General features: G+C 57.9%; 9 protein-coding genes. 5 read left to right on the forward strand and 4 right to left on the reverse strand.

Going from position 1 to position 16586, the window contains the following annotated elements; genetic code table 11:
• Nucleotides 1-478: 478 nt before the first annotated feature.
• The 3 genes from ACZBJS_RS27885 to ACZBJS_RS27895 are packed head-to-tail and all read right to left on the reverse strand — an operon-like array spanning nt 479 to nt 2901.
• Nucleotides 479-1138, reverse strand: coding sequence for a DUF2478 domain-containing protein (locus tag ACZBJS_RS27885; protein ID WP_463439546.1), 660 nt, complete (start codon nt 1136-1138; stop codon nt 479-481).
• Complete coding sequence (gene modC, locus ACZBJS_RS27890) at nt 1122-2318, reverse strand: molybdenum ABC transporter ATP-binding protein (protein ID WP_463439547.1); 1197 nt, start codon at nt 2316-2318, stop codon at nt 1122-1124. Before modC ends, ACZBJS_RS27885 begins: the two co-directional genes overlap by 17 nt.
• A 55-nt stretch (nt 2319-2373) precedes the next feature.
• Nucleotides 2374-2901, reverse strand: a complete 528-nt coding sequence (locus ACZBJS_RS27895; RefSeq protein WP_463439548.1) for a hypothetical protein — start codon at nt 2899-2901, stop codon at nt 2374-2376.
• A 1258-nt stretch (nt 2902-4159) separates the two neighbouring features.
• Here ACZBJS_RS27895 and ACZBJS_RS27900 point away from each other — a divergent pair.
• On the forward strand, nt 4160-6427 hold the full coding sequence (locus ACZBJS_RS27900) for a S9 family peptidase (protein WP_463439585.1): 2268 nt from the start codon (nt 4160-4162) through the stop codon (nt 6425-6427).
• Nucleotides 6428-7238: 811 nt separating this feature from the next.
• Here the strand turns inward: ACZBJS_RS27900 and ACZBJS_RS27905 are convergent.
• A complete protein-coding gene (locus ACZBJS_RS27905; protein WP_463439549.1) occupies nt 7239-8309 on the reverse strand; it encodes a cytochrome-c peroxidase in 1071 nt (356 codons plus the stop codon).
• A 2492-nt stretch (nt 8310-10801) separates the two neighbouring features.
• Between ACZBJS_RS27905 and ACZBJS_RS27910 the strand changes: the two genes are divergently transcribed.
• The 4 genes from ACZBJS_RS27910 (at nt 10802) to ACZBJS_RS27925 (ending at nt 16374) form a co-directional block, all read left to right on the forward strand.
• Nucleotides 10802-11563: a hypothetical protein gene (locus ACZBJS_RS27910; protein ID WP_463439550.1), complete on the forward strand. Its 762-nt coding sequence runs from the start codon at nt 10802-10804 to the stop codon at nt 11561-11563.
• 163 nt (nt 11564-11726) lie between these two features.
• A complete protein-coding gene (locus ACZBJS_RS27915) occupies nt 11727-13310 on the forward strand; it encodes a hypothetical protein (RefSeq protein WP_463439551.1) in 1584 nt (527 codons plus the stop codon).
• Nucleotides 13311-13516: 206 nt separating this feature from the next.
• Complete coding sequence (locus tag ACZBJS_RS27920) at nt 13517-13762, forward strand: hypothetical protein (RefSeq protein ID WP_229157577.1); 246 nt, start codon at nt 13517-13519, stop codon at nt 13760-13762.
• A gap of 791 nt (nt 13763-14553) precedes the next feature.
• On the forward strand, nt 14554-16374 hold the full coding sequence (locus ACZBJS_RS27925; RefSeq protein ID WP_463439552.1) for an NEL-type E3 ubiquitin ligase domain-containing protein: 1821 nt from the start codon (nt 14554-14556) through the stop codon (nt 16372-16374).
• The last annotated feature ends 212 nt before the right edge of the window (nt 16375-16586 follow it).

A 16586-nucleotide genomic window follows, 5' to 3' on the forward strand; every position in this document is an offset into this window, starting at 1 on the left:
CGGCTCGCGCATTAAGGCCGCTCGAAACGGCAGGTAATCACCAGGCCGCGAGGATTTGCCGCATCTGAAACGGGAATGAAACCCAACCAGGCTCGCTGCGGTGGCAATGAAGGCCTGAAGTCTACGTAGCGTCAGGCTGTAGAGTCTCAATCGTACAGGCGGCTATGGCTCTGAGGCTTCATGACCACGAGGAGAGACGTCAATATGTCAGGTTCTTTGGTGGTGAGTGGGAGTATGCTGGTGTGCAGGCACAACCCGGTTGTAGCTAATATGGAGACATAAACTGAAGAGTCGAGACGAAGCAGAATCTGCGGCAAGCAGCAGATTCTGGAGGTCCTGCGGCAATGGGGCGGCCCGCTTTCTATCCCGATGCGCTGCATGCGGCGCTGGCCGGGAGGGTGGCCGAACGCCTTGCCTTTCGAATGACAACTATCTGGCTTTCTTTTCTCTTGAATTGTTTTGAAGGGTAAGGCTGTTTTCAGAGACGGCGAAGGAGTCCGACGGGCGATTTCGGAGCCGACGTATCCGGTGGTCGTAAAGTCGTCATCAAGCGCTCCGGTATCATAGTGCCCAAATAGTCGCAGCTGGGAATGAAAGCCCAGCTGCGCGTTAGGCGCGTGGAGATATCGCGCCACCATCGCTGAACGATTTGGCGATCGCAAAATAGCAACGTGCCAACATCACCCGTGAAAATTCGCCAAGCGGCAAGACATCTAACTAGAACGGCTGTCAGAAGTGATACGTCACGGGCAATTGGGTCGACGAATTCGGCGCGCAGGCGGCCGCCAGTTGCTTGCTGCCGGCAAAATGTGCTCATCGCGCGGAGAGCGACCAGGTCGCGAAGCGCGCGGAAAGCAATAGCTGCGGCCTTCGCAAGTCCATTTGTATTGAGCTTATAGAAAAAGCTGCGCTGCCGACTTGCCCGGAAATCGAGATTTGTCGCCCTGACGTAATGTCCCCTGCGACCAGGCTGGGTACCGTGTGCGCCCGTTAAGTGTCGCCGGATGATGCCGCCGACGCGTACGGCTCGCCGCGCGAGATCCTGGGCTAAATCGCCCTGTAGCATATCTACATCGTCTGGCCGGTCGGAGACAGCCGCAATATGCTTCGAATCTATCTCATCAAGATTGTCGCTCACTGTCGTACTCCGACTGCTGTTCAATTCTCGTATCGGCGCTTACCTGTCGAACGCCTCCTGCTGATGTGGAAGGCCCTACGAGCAACCATTCGGGGACTGCGACCGGCACGGCGCGCGCGACCTCGGCGAATACGTCAATGCCATTGCTGAGCCGTAGCGCATCAAAGGAGCGACGCGGGATGCGGGCCAGAAGCGGTACGCCCGAACGGCCAGTTTCGAGAGCCAGGACCAAGGTAACCTCAGCATCGTCGAACGGCAGAGAGGCTTTGATGCGTGCCGGAAAGACATTGAGGATGGAGCTGGCGCGCGGCGGCTCGCACGCGATGCTGACGTCACCGGCTGCGACGCGCAGCCGCAGCTGCGCGCCCGGCCTAAGCGGCGCTCCAGGGATCAACAGGCGCGCACCTTTGAGGCGGAGGATGATCAGCCCATAGCGCCCGTCATAGCCGCCGACCACGGTATCAAGGCAGACTGCCGCATCGCCGCGCGCGGCAAGAGCCGGGGCGATCTGAACGACATTGAGTGGCCCGGCCGCAGTCACAACGCCATCTTTCATCATGACGAGATGATCGGCAAAACGCTCTATGTCAGCCATGTCATGGCTGACATAGATCATGGGTAATGGGAGCTCTTCCCGCATGCGCTCGAGAAACGGCAAGATCTCGCACTTAGCGGAGCGGTCGAGCAAAATGAGCGGGTCGTCAAGCAAAAGTAGCCGAGGTTGTGCCAGCAGCGCGCTGCCCAGGGCAAGGCGCTGTCGCTCGGCGTCAGAAAGATGCGATGGCGAACGCTCGAGGAGCGGGGTAAGGGCGAGCAATTCGACCACGCCATCAAAGTCGATCAGTGTCGGTTTCGATTTTGACGCGTTGAACAGAAGGGTGCGCTTGACGGACAAATGCGAAAAAAGAATTGGTCGTTGGAATACATAAGCGACGGGACGCAGATGAGGCGGCCGAAACGTCGTCTGATCTTGCCAAATCTCACCATCGATTGCGCAAAATCCACCCGGCAGACGCTGCACGCCGGCGATGCAGCGTGCGAGCGCGGTCTTGCCGCAGCCAGGCGGCCCGAAAATAGCCGTGATGCCTTTGGCTGGCGCGCTGAATTGGGCCACCAGCGGGATGTTTGCGAGAGAGCCGTTGAAGGCGAATTCGATATAGCCAGGTTTTGCTTCTCTCACGTGCCCGCGCCTGTGAAGTATCTTTCTACCAAGATCACGAGCAGAATCGCCGCGATCACCATGCCTCCGAGAATCCAGTCTGTTCCGCTCCAACGCGGTGTCTGCGCCCCAAGAGGCCATAACGCATGGTTGCGGCAATACAGATCGATGGTGTTAGGACAAGCGGCTTGTTGAGCATCTCCGAGCCATCGATGATCGTGGCAATCGGAAGCTGCCCTGCGCGCTTGCCGATCACACAGGGAGAGCCCAATTCCAGCATCGTGGAATGCTCAGCCGGCTTGACCGGACCGAGGGTGTTCGTTGCAAGCTGAAATGGCGCCGCTTGTGTCGTTGGGCCGGAAGGCTGTCGGCTCGCGCCAGAGCTCAAGATTGGATCTGGGGCCGAAATCCGCTCCGATGACGCCACAGTTTTGGTAGCAGATGTGAAGGCTGCGCCGGCGGCCCTAATCGTGGCTTCTGCGTTCCCCGGTGCGAGCAGCATCAAAGTCAGATCGATCAAGATCAATCGGATAAGCCTCATTTTGGACTCCGGGTCCGTTGCGACCGCTTTCTTCGCGGCAACTCGTTGATCCTTGCCCAGCAATCCGCGTGCCGTTCCCAGGAATATGGAGCGCGGCCGGCGTGACAAAGGGGCTTCGCATCGCTCTCCGCCCGGCGTCTTAGATGGTCGTATCTTATGGTAGGGTTTTGGACGCTCGCATCATCAACCGCACATACAGGGCGATGAGATGAAGCTGGGCGCAGTACCATCGTCACTTGCGCTGAAGATGGTGCGTTGGCGAACGTGCGACCGTCAAACTCGCCAATAATGCATAAGGCGATGCGATCCAGTTTGTCAGACCTCACCGATCTGCCGGAGGAGAGAAGGTGAGCTCATTGGCAACCTGAGGGACTTGACTGGCTATCTAGAAGCTTTCGTGATCGCCTGGACGGACATCTCACGGATGCGAGTTATCGCTAGGTCATGAGCATTCAGATCCAGCCCAGTTCGTAGCCGCGCGCGATCGTCCCAGCAACCGGAGGGCGAGGCGTCACGCGCGAACTCATGATCGATCTCCTGGTCACATCAGCACACAGGTGGTTTCGGCCGCAAACGATCAACGGTGCCACTGCGTGCAACATTCTCTCATCAGGAGCAGCACACCGCAACACCACCGCTCCATTGCGCGTCAGTCCCCGCATAAGGTGTCGAGAGTACGACGTTGCGTTCTCGGAGCAGACGGATTCGACCGGCAGGGGCGTCTGCAACGATATCGACAGAGGCTCGATCATTGGCAGCCCATCGATTGCGCCTCACGGCAAGTCAAAGAGCTGTCGACCAAATGATGTACGTCTAACCAGCGGCACTTATCGTCCGGTTACAATTGCCGCCGAGGCCGAGGCGCGCGATCTGATGACGAAGATGATCGCATATCTGACCAGCTGCAACAACCACGGCAGCCGTGGCGAAACGAAGAGGAGATCGCTGCGTCCTTGCATGTGATGGCGGTAGGAGCCAATCGGTTGACTTTCGATGGCATCTTCATGCTGCCTTGGCAGTTGTTGGAGCCGGAGTTCAAGTCTTTCAGCATGCTGCGGCCTGAAATCAACCACCAGACCACGTGCGATATGTGCTTTGTGTTCAACCTCCGACCAGCTGTGCGTTGAACAGTCACAGATCTTGGCGCGAAAACGACGTTGAGATCGAAAAGAGCCGGCACGCGCGCCGCATCAGCTGGCATGGCCCCTGCATATCACCGGCGGCCGAGCAGCGATCGGACATTGGTCAGGTTGCCGCGGTTGGCACGAGCTTGTCATTTTCGTGGGATGAAATGCGACCTGGAGTTCTTGTAGTGCTTGCGATGCTGGTCCAGCCGGAATCTGCTGCCACGCACGCCCTGGCCGACGAAATCGCCCGTCCGCCGCTGGTTCAGTCCGATTATGAGCGAGCGCTGACGATCGGCGACCGCTACGGCCAACTCACCGTCAATGTACCCGAAGTGCCGTTCTGGCTGCCAGAGGGCGAGTCGTTCGTCTACCGACGTACAACCCAGGGCAAACGCCAGTTCATGCTGGTGAATGCTGCCACAGGTGTAAAGCGACCAGCTTTTGATCAGATTCGCCTCGCGGCGGCGCTGAACAGGAAGAGCCATAAGAACTACAAAGCCGACGATCTGCCCTTCGCCCGTTTCGAGCTGGCCGATAGCGGTCAAAGGCTCAGTTTCGAAATCGAGAATACCCGCTGGAGCTGCGAACTTGCAAGTTATGTCTGCACAAGCATGCAGGTCCATCAGGGGCTGAGTGCTGACGACACGCTACCTGCTGTGAATCATTCGTCGAAGACAAGTACATCTCTCGACGGGAGATGGGACGCCTATATTAGAAACTACAATATCTTTCTGCGCAGCAAGGACGGCTTGCAGGACATCCCATTGACCTGGGACGGATCAGAAGGAAACTACTATGCTTTGTCGACGTTGAGATGGTCTCCGGACTCAATTCGCCTGGCTGCTTATCGGATCCGTCCAGGCGACCAAAGGAAGATTCACTACGTCGAATCTTCTCCAACTGACCAGATTCAACCCAGGCCTTTGTCGATGACATATGCAAAGCCGGGTGATGCCCTGGCGTTGTCCCAGCCGGTGCTCATTGATGTCGTCAGCCGGCGCGTGATTGCAATCGACAGCACCGCTTTCCCAAATCCGTATGAACTGTCGCCGATCAAGTGGTGGAAGGACGGACGTGCCTTTACCTTCGAATACAATCAACGTGGGCATCAGCTCTATCGACTTGTCGAGGTGGACGCCGCCACCGGGCAGGTGCGCTCCTTGATTGACGAGGTCAGCGAGACCTTTATCGAGTACGGGCGTCTGCAGCCGCGTACTGGAAAGACCTTCCGGTACGACGTTGAGGATGGGAAGGAGATCATCTGGGCGTCCGAGCGCGACGGGCATGAGCACCTGTATTTGTTCAATGGCCGGACCGGTGAGCTAAAAAATCAGATCACCAGAGGAGATTGGGTGGTCCGCGCGGTCTATTATGTCGATCCGATCAGACGCCAGATCTGGTTTGGCGCCAGCGGGATGAACTCTGGGGAGGATCCCTATTTCATCCACGCCTATCGCATCGACTTCGATGGGAGGGGACTGACTGCGCTGACGCCTGAGCAGGCCAATCATCACATTGAGTTCTCACCGAGCGGCCGCTACTATGTCGACCTGTGGTCACGCCTTGACTTGCCGCCGCGCATGGTGTTGTACCGGGCCAGCGATAATGCCGAACTTACGAATGTCGAGAGGGCCGACATAAGAGACCTGATCGGCGTCGGTTGGCAGCCGCCATTGAGCTTCACTGCCAAGGGGCGCGACGGCAAGACCGATATATGGGGCGTCATTCACCTGCCGGTCAACTTCGATCCAAACAGGAGATATCCGGTCGTCGAGGATGTCTATGCCGGCCCACACGGATCTTCCGTTCCGAAATCTTTCTCGACGCGGGTCGAACCGCTCACCCAGCTGGGATTTATCGTTGTTCAGATCGATGGCATGGGTACGAATAACCGCTCGCGCGCGTTTCATGACGTTGCTTGGAAGAATCTGAAGGACGGCGGTTTTCCCGACCGAATCCTGTGGCACAAGGCGGCCAGCGCAAGATATTCTTGGTATGATATCTCCAATGTCGGCATCTTTGGCACGTCCGCCGGCGGGCAGAATGCAGTGAGCGCGCTGCTGTTTTATCCTGAATTCTACAAAGTAGCTGTGGCCAACAGCGGTTGCTACGACAACCGCATGGACAAAATCTGGTGGAACGAACAGTACATGGGTTGGCCGGTCGGCGTCGAATATTCGCAGTCTTCGGCGATCGACAACGCACATCGGTTGCAGGGTAAGCTGATGCTTGTCGTCGGCGAAATGGACCGGAATGTCGATCCGTCCTCCACGTTGCAGCTTGTAGATCGGCTGGTCAAGGCGGGAAAATTCTTCGATATGCTTTATGTGCCGGGCGGCAATCACGGAACACCGGGCAATTATGCCGAGCTCAAGCTGCTGGACTTCTTTGTTTGCAACATACTCGGTCAGAGAACGCCGAACTGGAATGCCGCAATGAGCGAGTTGCCGAAGGCCAAATGACGTGGTGATGGCGTAAGGACCCCTGATCATTTTGGTCGCTGTCGCCATGACACTTCGCACGACAGCTCTCCCGAAACTTGGGCTCTGTAGCATTTCAGGCAAAAGGGCCATTCACAACTGAATGGCTTCTTAAGAAGCTCATCGCGGCTGAGGCGGCAATGTCAGCTTGCAACCTCCGGGAGCTTGTGCGCGTTCGAATGCGCCTGCGTCCGCCCGTCAGCGTTGCGCGTCCCGCATACGAGATCGAAGTTGCCGTGCCGTCGTAACATTGCGCAAGGGAGGCAAAACTGCTCTCGCAAGTTCGAGCTGCTCAACTGGAGTGAGATCGTACAGAGTGATGGTTTCCAAAAACGTTCGGCTGCCGCATCACTTTTTCTCCTGTCAGAGAGAGCGGTTGCCTTTCGCATAATCGGACGGTATTGCAAATTGCTGCGACGTCGCGCTTGCTCCTCGCGCTAGGGTAGGGGCGTCTTGATCGTTGAAGTCAGGGTGGAAAAATTGCCGGCGTACGGCGATATGCGGTGCTCGCGAGCTACGGAAGGCGCGGATCCCTCGTAGCAGCGTCACTTGGCGCGTCTCAGTGCGGCTTTTGTTGCAGTGCCAGCTGTTCTTTCCGGGGCTGAGCCACCTAGGATCGAGATGAAGTCGACCCGCGTCCAAAGAGTGCTTGTGTCAGCTGCGAAAGGGTAGCGTAGCGACCTAGAGGTTTGGCTGATAGCTTTAGCTCGACCACCCGATCCTGACTTCGTCGCGGCCTGAGTCACTGCGCTGTATTCTCGCTAATCACATGGAGTGTCGCGATCGTGACGGCCTATTTGTCTAAAGAGGGCCTTGGCGTGACGTTGGTGCGTGTGGGTAGTATCGGATAATCGATCTTCGGCAACTGCCCGGTAAGCGAATTTAGAAAGGCGACAATTTCGTCGGTTTCTTTGTCACTCAGCTTTATGCCAAGTTGAACCTCGCTCATTACGCCAACCGCTTGTTTGAGACTCCAAACCTGACCGGAATGGAAGTAGGGAGACCGCAATGCGACGTTGCGCAATGGCGCGGAGCGGAAAACATACTCATCGCTAGGATTCTTAGTGATGGCAAAACGTCCCTTATCGTCTCTCGGAAGCAAGTTTGCGTCGGGCCTTTTAATCACGCCGAACGGGAAGTAATCCTGTCCACCGACGTTGATTCCGTTGTGGCAAGAGGAGCATCCCTTTTCGATGAATAGCTTTAGCCCGGCTTTCTGCTGATCATTGAGAGCATATGCATCGCCCTCAAGGTACTGATCGAAGGGGGCGGTGGGTGTGATCAAGGTCGCCTCGAAAGCCTCGATGGCCTTGGCAGAATTTTCAAAGGTAACGGGCGCCGCATCGTTGGGGAACGCCTTACTGAACATAACGACATATTCCGTCATGGAATTCAACGTGCTGAGCACGCGATCGGGCGTCGCATTCATTTCGACGCCGGCCTGGATAGGGCCCGCGGCCTGCGCCTTGAGATCTGCCGCGCGCCCGTCCCAGAACTGCGCCACGTTGAAGACCGCGTTGTAGACAGTTGGCGCGCGACGTGAACCCTGCTGCCAGCGATGACCGATCGAAGTCGGACCGGCATCTACCCCGCCCATCCCAACGTTATGACACGTGTTGCAGCTAATGACCTCGCTCGCCGAAAGCCTCGGATCGAAGAACAGGGATTTGCCAAGGGCGACCTTTTCGTGGGTGATCGGATTGTCCCTCACCGCTGGAACCATTGAGGGGATCGGCTTGAAAAGTCGCCTGGCGGCGCTCATTAGATCATCATTGGCACCTGCTGCCGACGAAACCAGAATGGCAATGGCCACGACAAATAGCTTGCCCACCATATAAAGCTCGCCTGCCGCTGGTTTCCTCATATTAAGCCTCTTTCGTCGTAGATCAGGCGATCGCGAACATAGGGCGGTGCGGGCGCTTCAGTCCGTCCGCAGAAAGATCCGCAGCAATCAACGACGAATGATATCTTCCGCGTTGCGGCTAGGCTGCACCCAAACCCAGCTCACGCGCTGAGTAGCAACTGCCGTGCCAGCGGAGCGCAAGGTCGAAGCCGCTGAGCTGGCGTTGAACAATTGCACACTAGCAATAGGCAGGGGGCAGCTTGAGCCTACAGGATCCGCCGTCGGTCAGAGCCGCGACCGTCACAATCCAGAACAAGCCATTCTGACCCACCGGTCCAAAGTCTTGTGCCTCTCGGAAAACTATCGTGCCAAACTCTTGTCTGCAGGCTCTAAGATCGTTGGATCGGACGACGAACAAGCGAGCAGCGTTGGCGATAACTTATCGCCGATTGTCCCGGCGCGCCTTCAACCCAACACTAGGCCGAGCGGTCATCGACCAACACCGGCGACGTTTCTCACACCGGGGCAGCCGGTGAAGCGTGCAGCTGGCGCGAGTTCGTCCACAATGCGGATGTGCCCGTCTCAGAGCGTATTCACACTTGCTGGACGCTAAAAATGCTTGAATCGATCGTAGCGTCAGGTTGTAGGCATTGCGAAGCAGAGCGTCGCATCAGGGAACGTCACATTGGGAACTAGCATCGCGAATGTCACAGAGGCTGGAACGCATTGCGCGCGCTGCAAAGCGCAGCGGGTCTCTGTCGTGTCTCAGTCTTAGCAGTGAACGTGTTGCGCGTGGCGAGACGATGATTCAGGGGACCACAATGATTACGGCGGCCCCGCGACGGCCGCTGCCGAGCTGTTGCCTAGCTCCCGATAAACAGATGACGCTCGTTGGGCAAAGAACCATAGTGAAGGATATGCGGCTTAAGAGGGGTTTGGTGAATCAAAGACGAATGGGGTGGACTTACAATGCGCACCGCTCGGCAACCGCCCTTGCTGCGATCGCGATCGCGGCCATGTGGTGTACAGGATACGCTCGTGCGCGAGATCAGCGGGCCGAAGAAGTCCTTACGTCGTGCAGACCAGACGTAATGCGCTTCTGTGAGCGATTCACAGGACGTAGGGATGTAGACGCAGCCATGTTTTGTCTTAGGGACAATTTCAAAAGCTTGGGCGTCGAATGTCGCCGCGCGATGCCAACCGCGGCGGACAGAAACGGCGGGCGAAAACGTCGCCTCAATAGAGTTCCGATCGTCCTCCATCGAGAGTGATCCGTCCGAGCAGAAGTTACAGAACTTGACGCACGGTGACGTGTTCCAGGCTGATTAGCACCGGACTTTGATCTGACTACTGTTTCGAAAGTCTATCGGACTGGAATCGTCACCCTGTCGAGCCGGACGCGTCCGCCAGCGGCACTGAACGTCGTGAGCCGATTGGCCTCGTTCGGCGATCGACAGGGCCGCCACGCGTGTTACGAGGTCATGGTTCGCTTTGAGGTTCGATGCGCTACTGCAGCAGTTGCGCGCTATCTGCGCTGCAGCCTGTTCGGCGGATAAGGCAACCGTGAAGTTGCAATCGGCTGGCTGCAAATGATCCGACGGACGAATCTGCTTCAACGTCGGAGGTCGTTAGGCCGCACATCGTTCAGGAGTCCGTATTGTCCCTCAATCTATGGCGTCGTTGTCTTCAGCCTAGCATTTCCCGCAGGTGACCAGATCGAGTATGACTGGCAAAAAATCGCGGAATGCTCGCGTTGGGGCGGGCATTCGAGCGCGGTCTTCCAGATATTTTCACATTGGGATTAGGTTGGGCTCGAGGGGGTCGAATCGAGCCGAGGAGAGCGCTGAGGTTAACCCCCAATTGAATTCGCGAAGGAACTGCTTGATGCCATTGCGGCGTTTTCGATGGGCGCTTCGGTGGAGCCGTTTGGCCCGGTCGTGATGCTCTTGGTCGAATTCACATTAGGGTTCAAAACCAAAGGAAACGTCGTCGACGAGAGCCGCTCAAAGGCAGACAGCTGTTCAAGCAGGCGCTTCTCAACCCCCTCGCGTTCCGCGCCAGATAGGTCCGTCTTAAGTAACCGTCGGCAGCGCCAGATCTCGTTCCGCAGCCACCTGATCTCACTTAATCTATCATCGATCGAAGTCATTGCAGATGTAGTTCACTTTGGCATTCGAGCTTAAGCGCGCGGATCTTCATGAGTAGCGGTGGCTCCGCATTCATGCCGAATAATTCTGTCTGAGGGCTTGTGACTGCTCCCCCGTTTTTGCGTAGATGTGGCGAGTGGTTCGATTTGTGCAAGGCCCCTCTTAATCCATATCACCTTACACCGCACGTCTGACGAGAAATCGCGGCAGATCCGCGAGTGTTCTCCGCGCCCTGATCGCGTATCTTGCATAATTCCTGCGCTCTACAGTTTCGTGCCCATCAGATACGAAAGATGGAGAGATGTTAAGTCACGTCCGGCATTAGGCTGTTTAAGCACGAGCTGGTAAAGCATGGAGAATGTCGCCATGGTCTATGACACAAAAACTTACAAGCGTCCGGCGGCTTTGTTGATTGCCCAGACTTGGCGCAGCTTAACTTTAGGCCGGCGACTCGTGACCCGGAATATAGCGATATCGTCCTGTGGCGGCGCAAGCGGTATCAAGGGTGGCGCCTTCATTGCGTTCGCCTCCTCTCTAATGGTTGGGCAGTCCCGCGCCGCCACCGGGTACGGGCAATCGTTTTTCCGAATGGATAAATTTATGAGTGAGGGCGCTCTCATTTACAGCATGAGAAATGACATGGCGCAGATGCTTTCGCCTATGGGGCTGGCGGGTGAGCCTGACCGCGACCGCCGGCGCTCGCGAATCGATCAAACAAAGCGCATGAGCCAAGGGTGGGATCTCAGCTATCGATGGCAAATGTCAGCTGGACGCGGTGTCGAGCTAAATAAGCACTCCACCGGCAAGTATTGTAATCGATATCCGCTTTATACAATCCGCCTCTGCCTCAGGAGGCCGATTTACAGCTTGAATCTCACGTTGCGGCAGGTTGTAGACTTGCCGATGCGTCAAGACAAAGCTCAGAATGGGGCAGGCGTCGACGGCTCATTGGCAAATCGAGACCGAGGGAATGGCTTGCTGATTGCCCACCTTGTTCAGGCGATGGCCAGGAAGGGGAGTTTGCACCATCGCCACGGGAGCGCTGGGCGGGGCATTGTCAAGTGCTGGCAAGCGGAGTCGCCATTTGGCTGGAACGCTGGAATGGCGCGGGGAGCAAAATGTGGTTAGCCACAACTGCAATCGCGTTTTTAGTCGCGCAGCGAAAGCGCGCCGAGTGAACAGCCCGGCGTCAGGCAGATGCTCCAAGAGCGTAGACGATTAATATCTAGCCAGAGGCGATGACCCGTCGCATATAGCCGAAGGGTGCTGCGATGAAGGCTCGGAAGGTCCTATGTCCGTTCAAACTAGTCTCACGACGGCGCTAAACGAAATCGATCGTGCTGGCGGCATTGTTGAATTCTCAACTGCAGTGGTCAGGCGCGACAAGCAACTGTGCAAGGCGGACCTGCCGGTGTTTCTGCAACAAGCAGCCGTTGAGTTTCAATCCAGATTTCTACCGAGTTTCGAGGAAAGCATCCGTGCAGAGAAATCGTGGGGCTATGCCACGACGTGCAATGCGGTGAGCCGAAGGGCTGGAGGCCAGGCGGGGCGGGATACTTGCGAGAGAATAGCTTCTCGCGTGTCGCAGCTGGACCATGCTCTGATGAGAAAGATCGGTATCAGGGCGCTTTCCATATTTGCGGCATCGTTCGGCAGGCACGCCAGGAGAGCGGAATGTCGCCATGGGGCGGTCCGAATAGCCAAGTTTTGTCGCGAGGAAAGCAAATCGCTTCAAGAATTGAACAATCTCAGCCTGGCAGGGCTGATAAACGGCTTCAGCAAGTGGCCGGAAGGGAGTGACTTTCGACAGGCCGCGGTTGCAATCGCGGGTGAGGTCATCCGCCGAGCGGACGGCCCCCATCAGCTCTCTGAGTTTAGACAGCAAGGATTGGTGAGCCTGGTAAACGGATTTAGCAAGTGGCCAGAAGAGGCGGCCTCGCGCCAAGCCGCGGCCACGCTTGCACTAGAAATCCTGCGGCGCCCCCGCCGGCTCGCCGATTTCCCTCAGCAGGGGTTGGCCATCCTTGTAAACGGTTTTAGCAAGTGGCCTGAAGAGCTGCCCTGCGGTCAAGTCACGGTCGCGGTTGCAACCGAAGTGCTTGGACGTGCGACGCAGTTCCACGAGTTTAGCGAGCAGGATCTGGCGAATTTGGTGAATGGCTTCAGCAAATGGCCAGAGGAGAATGCATCTCGTCAGGCAACAGTCGCGATCGCAAGCGAGCTCCTGCGCCGTGCCGCCCAGCTTCCCCATTATACCCAGCAAGGATTGGCGAACCTGGTGAACGGGTTCTGCAAATGGCCCGAAGATGCGACTTGCCGTAAGGCTACGGTCGCGATCGCCGGTGAGGTATTTTGCCGTGCTGCCCAGCTCCCCGATCTGACTCAGCAGGGGCTGGCAAACCTGGTGAACGGTTTTAGTAAGTGGCCGGAAGAGGCCGCGTCTCGCCGAGCTGCGGTCGCACTCGCTCGCGAGGTCCTGCGCCGCGCTGATCAGCTCTGCGAGTTCTCACAGCAGGGACTTGCGAACCTAGTGAGCGGCTTCAGTAACTGGCCGGACGAGCTACCATGCGGTCAAGTGACCGTGGTGCTCGCAGGCGAGGTCCTTCGCCGCGCCGATCCGAGGACGGGGCTCTCGGATTTCACTACCCAGGATCTCAGGGGCCTGCTGATCGGCTTCAACAGATCGCCACAAGAAAGTGCCGCTCGCCAAGCCACGATCACGATCGTCAATGAGGTCCTTGGGCGCGGTGTCAGGCTCTTTGACTTTACCAGGCTCGAATCGGAGAATTTGCTGAGTGGCTTTAGCAAGTGGCCGCAACACGCCGCCGGCCAAGGGAGGATAACTGAGATCATCAGGGAGCTGAGACTTGCGTAGTCTGAGGCCGCGCAGCCTCGTGAGGAAGAGAGGTGATGCCAGCAGATGAGGCGATCGAGGAAAGAAAGCGCCAGCTAGCGGTGTTCGATACGCATCATGCGGCGATGTCAAGAGGCGACAACCCGGCACAATGAGAGGTGTCATGACCCTATCGGCGATGCCCATATTGTACAGAATCGAGCGACTAATCAGAAGGACGTAGATTCGTGAGCCAGGCTGAAAACGACGTCGTCGAGCATATGCTCTCATCATTGACGATCAGCCTATTTCAGAATCGTATCGCGCCATCCGACGAACAAGTGATGCATCATTTCGGGCTGGCCTGCGAAAGAGCGGGATTGATCGCGACGGAAGAGGTCGCAATACGGGTATTGAAGCGCGTGTCGCGCGAGATCAACCAAGCGCAGTCAGTGCTCGAGTTCGTTGGTCGCGGCGAGGGCCGGCTCCACTGAGCGCGACGTAGGGAAATTCGGTCCCGGCAGCGATACGCGGTGTCTGTTCGATACGGAAGGGATCCGCGAGCGGAATTACCGCTTGCCTGCCGCAATCCGCGAAAGCGCCAGTCGAGCTTGAGGATCATGGCCCCGATCATTAATAGCTGTAGGTTCATCATTCAGGTCGGGATGATTGGGTACACGCCTTGGCCCTTGGTGAGGAGCGAGCGCGTTACGCGCGAAACTCTGCTAGCGTTCGGCTCGTCGATCGCCCACAACTTCTCTCAGGAAGGGGTAGCCGCCTCGACCGCATAGGAACGGCAACCTCGCCGTCCTGTCAGCATCACGCTGCCGGCGTGCCGCCGCTCGGACACCAATTCGGCGAGCAGGAAGCCGTTTTGATCCCGTCGGGCGTTTTGCGGAGCCCTGCGACTAGGCGTCGAGAGACATCGAAGGAATGTGGGGCGGCGCATTGATCATCGTCGAGGCCGTCAGCTTGTCGACAGCTCTATCTCGTAGGCTGAAAGTCCCTACTCGTTGGCAAGGCCGGCTCGATGTGCTCAAGCATTGCAGGAGAGGAGAGGTGGATTCCAGTATCGACCCGATCCGGGAGCGAGTGAGGCCCGTTGAGATTGGTCCTCGGTCGCCATCCGGCGCAGAGTAATCGTACCAATCCCTGCGTGGCGACTGCTTCGTGATCCCGTGCTCTCGTCAGCCGATGAAGCGCATCCATAGCGGGACTCTACCGGATTCATGATACGCCGCCCCCGGTGCATTCGCTTCCTTTAGCTACCCAAGAGACGACATTTATGAATGCAGAACAGCTCGGCACGGGCGCTCCTTCCGAAGCTTCCGATTGGGAAAGCTCCGAACCAGGGTCTCCGGCCTCATCGCAATGGGACGAAGTCTTGACGGATGCGCAGGCGTCTGCCGACTTGCCGGACCTAGTCGTGACGGATTGGGCTGCCGAAGACGGGCAGGGGCAGCATGAGGATCGGCAGCAGGCGGTAAGTCGAATGAGGGCCTGGAGGGACACGGGCAATCTCAATGAGCCACTAGATCTGTCGTCCCTCTCCCTGGCCACTTTGGCGGCTCCGATCCCGGCCGGCTTGCGCTGCCTGAATGTCGACAACAATCAGCTGAACAGCCTTCCCGAAACTCTTCCGGCCAGTCTGCAGCGGCTGTATGCGAACAATAATCGGCTGACCGGGCTTCCCGAGCTTCCGCGCGGTCTGCGGCGGCTCTATGCCATTAGCAACGGGCTATTCAGCCTGCCCGCAGAGCTGCCGCCTGGATTGCGGCGTCTGAATGTCGACAACAATCAGTTATCTAGTCTGCCCGATCGCCTTCCAGCGACGCTTCAGGAGTTGGACGTCGCGGGCAATCAGCTGACTCGTCTGCCCGAGCTTCCAGCCGGGCTCGAGCGCCTGAATGTCGACTATAACCAGCTGACCGATCTGCCCGAGCCTCTTCCGGCCGGGCTTGAATGGCTTAGTGCCAGCCATAATCGGCTGACCAGTATTCCCGAGACGTTTCCGGCCGAGCTGCTATGGTTTGCCGCCAGCAACAACCAGCTAACCAGCGTGCCCGAGACCGTGCTGACACAGCTAAGCCGTGACGCGAGTGTTGATCTGGAGAACAATCCTCTGCCCGACGCGGTGCAGGCCGGCCTGGCGGCCGCCATGCATGCCGGGGACTATGTCGGCCCGCAGGTTTTCTTCTCGAACACCGCAGGCGCGGTCCAAGTTGAGCCGCGGTCGCTGCAGGAGGTTGTCGCGCACTGGCTCGAGGGCGAGCCGGCAGCAATAACCGCTTGGCAGGCCTTCGCCGAAGAGCCAGGTGCCCTAGATTATGCACGCTTTCTCGACAGGCTCCGCGGCACCGTGAACTATGGTCGCGACGCGTTCCGGCACGCGGTCGCCGAAGATCTGCGGCAGGCAGCCATCAGGCCGAATTTGCGCGAGCAGTATTTCGAACTGGCCTCCGGAGCGAGCGCGAGCTGTGAAGATCGCATCACTTTGACCTGGAACGGCATGCAGAGCGCACGCCTGAACGCGGATGTTGAAGACGGCGTCTATGACGGACGCCTTGGCGAACTGCTTCAGCACGGCCGCGTCATGTTTCGCTTGGAGGCCTTGGACCGAATCGCGCGCGAGACCGTCAACTCGCTTCGTCGTGCCGATCCGGATGCGGACATCGATGAGATCGAGGTCTACCTTGCCTACCAGACCCGGCTGCATGATGCGCTGGAGCTGCGGCACATCGCTCCCGATATGCGCTTCATGAGCGTCTCTCACGTTACTGGGGATGATGTAGCCAGGGCGGAGACGGCAGTGCGGAACCAGGAGGCGACGGAATTTCCGCAGTTCCTCGCGACCCGATGGCAGCCATGGGAAAGTGTGCTAAGGCGCATCGCGCCCGAAGACCATGCTGAGATGCAGGAACGGCTTGTCGACGCGATGGGCGAACCGTTTCAAGCCCGCTTGGATCGGCGGCTGGCCGAGGATGGTCTGACAGGAGACGCCGATGCCGAGCGGGTGCTCGGCGCCCAGATACGCAACGAGATCGCCCGCGAGATCAAAGGCGCGGTCATGGACCAGGTGCTCGGGAAGCTCGGCTTCGAGCTATGAGCCCTCCGCTGGAAAGATCATCGATGCGTCTCGGCCGCCCGCAAAGCCCAAGAGGTAGTTGCCGGTCGCGCGATTGGGGGCGGATGAGCTCAAGGAAAAGGACGCTTGATTGCACCCAATCCTGGCGGGGATTCGCACGGTGCATTTCATGACCGCCGAAGCCGTTGGCGGCCGGTCAAACGACTGCTCATAAGCTGGACGAATAGATGGCG

The organism is Bradyrhizobium sp. KZN70725, from assembly GCF_055264925.1.

What these genes read in the sequence shown, in the direction of transcription:
- ACZBJS_RS27900 (WP_463439585.1), top strand. Translation starts at nt 4,160, where the DNA reads ATGCTGGTCCAGCCGGAATCTGCTGCCACGCACGCCCTGGCCGACGAA.
- ACZBJS_RS27910 (WP_463439550.1), top strand. Translation starts at nt 10,802, where the DNA reads ATGGTCTATGACACAAAAACTTACAAGCGTCCGGCGGCTTTGTTGATT.
- ACZBJS_RS27915 (WP_463439551.1), top strand. Translation starts at nt 11,727, where the DNA reads ATGTCCGTTCAAACTAGTCTCACGACGGCGCTAAACGAAATCGATCGT.
- ACZBJS_RS27905 (WP_463439549.1), bottom strand. Translation starts at nt 8,309, where the DNA reads ATGAGGAAACCAGCGGCAGGCGAGCTTTATATGGTGGGCAAGCTATTT.
- ACZBJS_RS27925 (WP_463439552.1), top strand. Translation starts at nt 14,554, where the DNA reads ATGAATGCAGAACAGCTCGGCACGGGCGCTCCTTCCGAAGCTTCCGAT.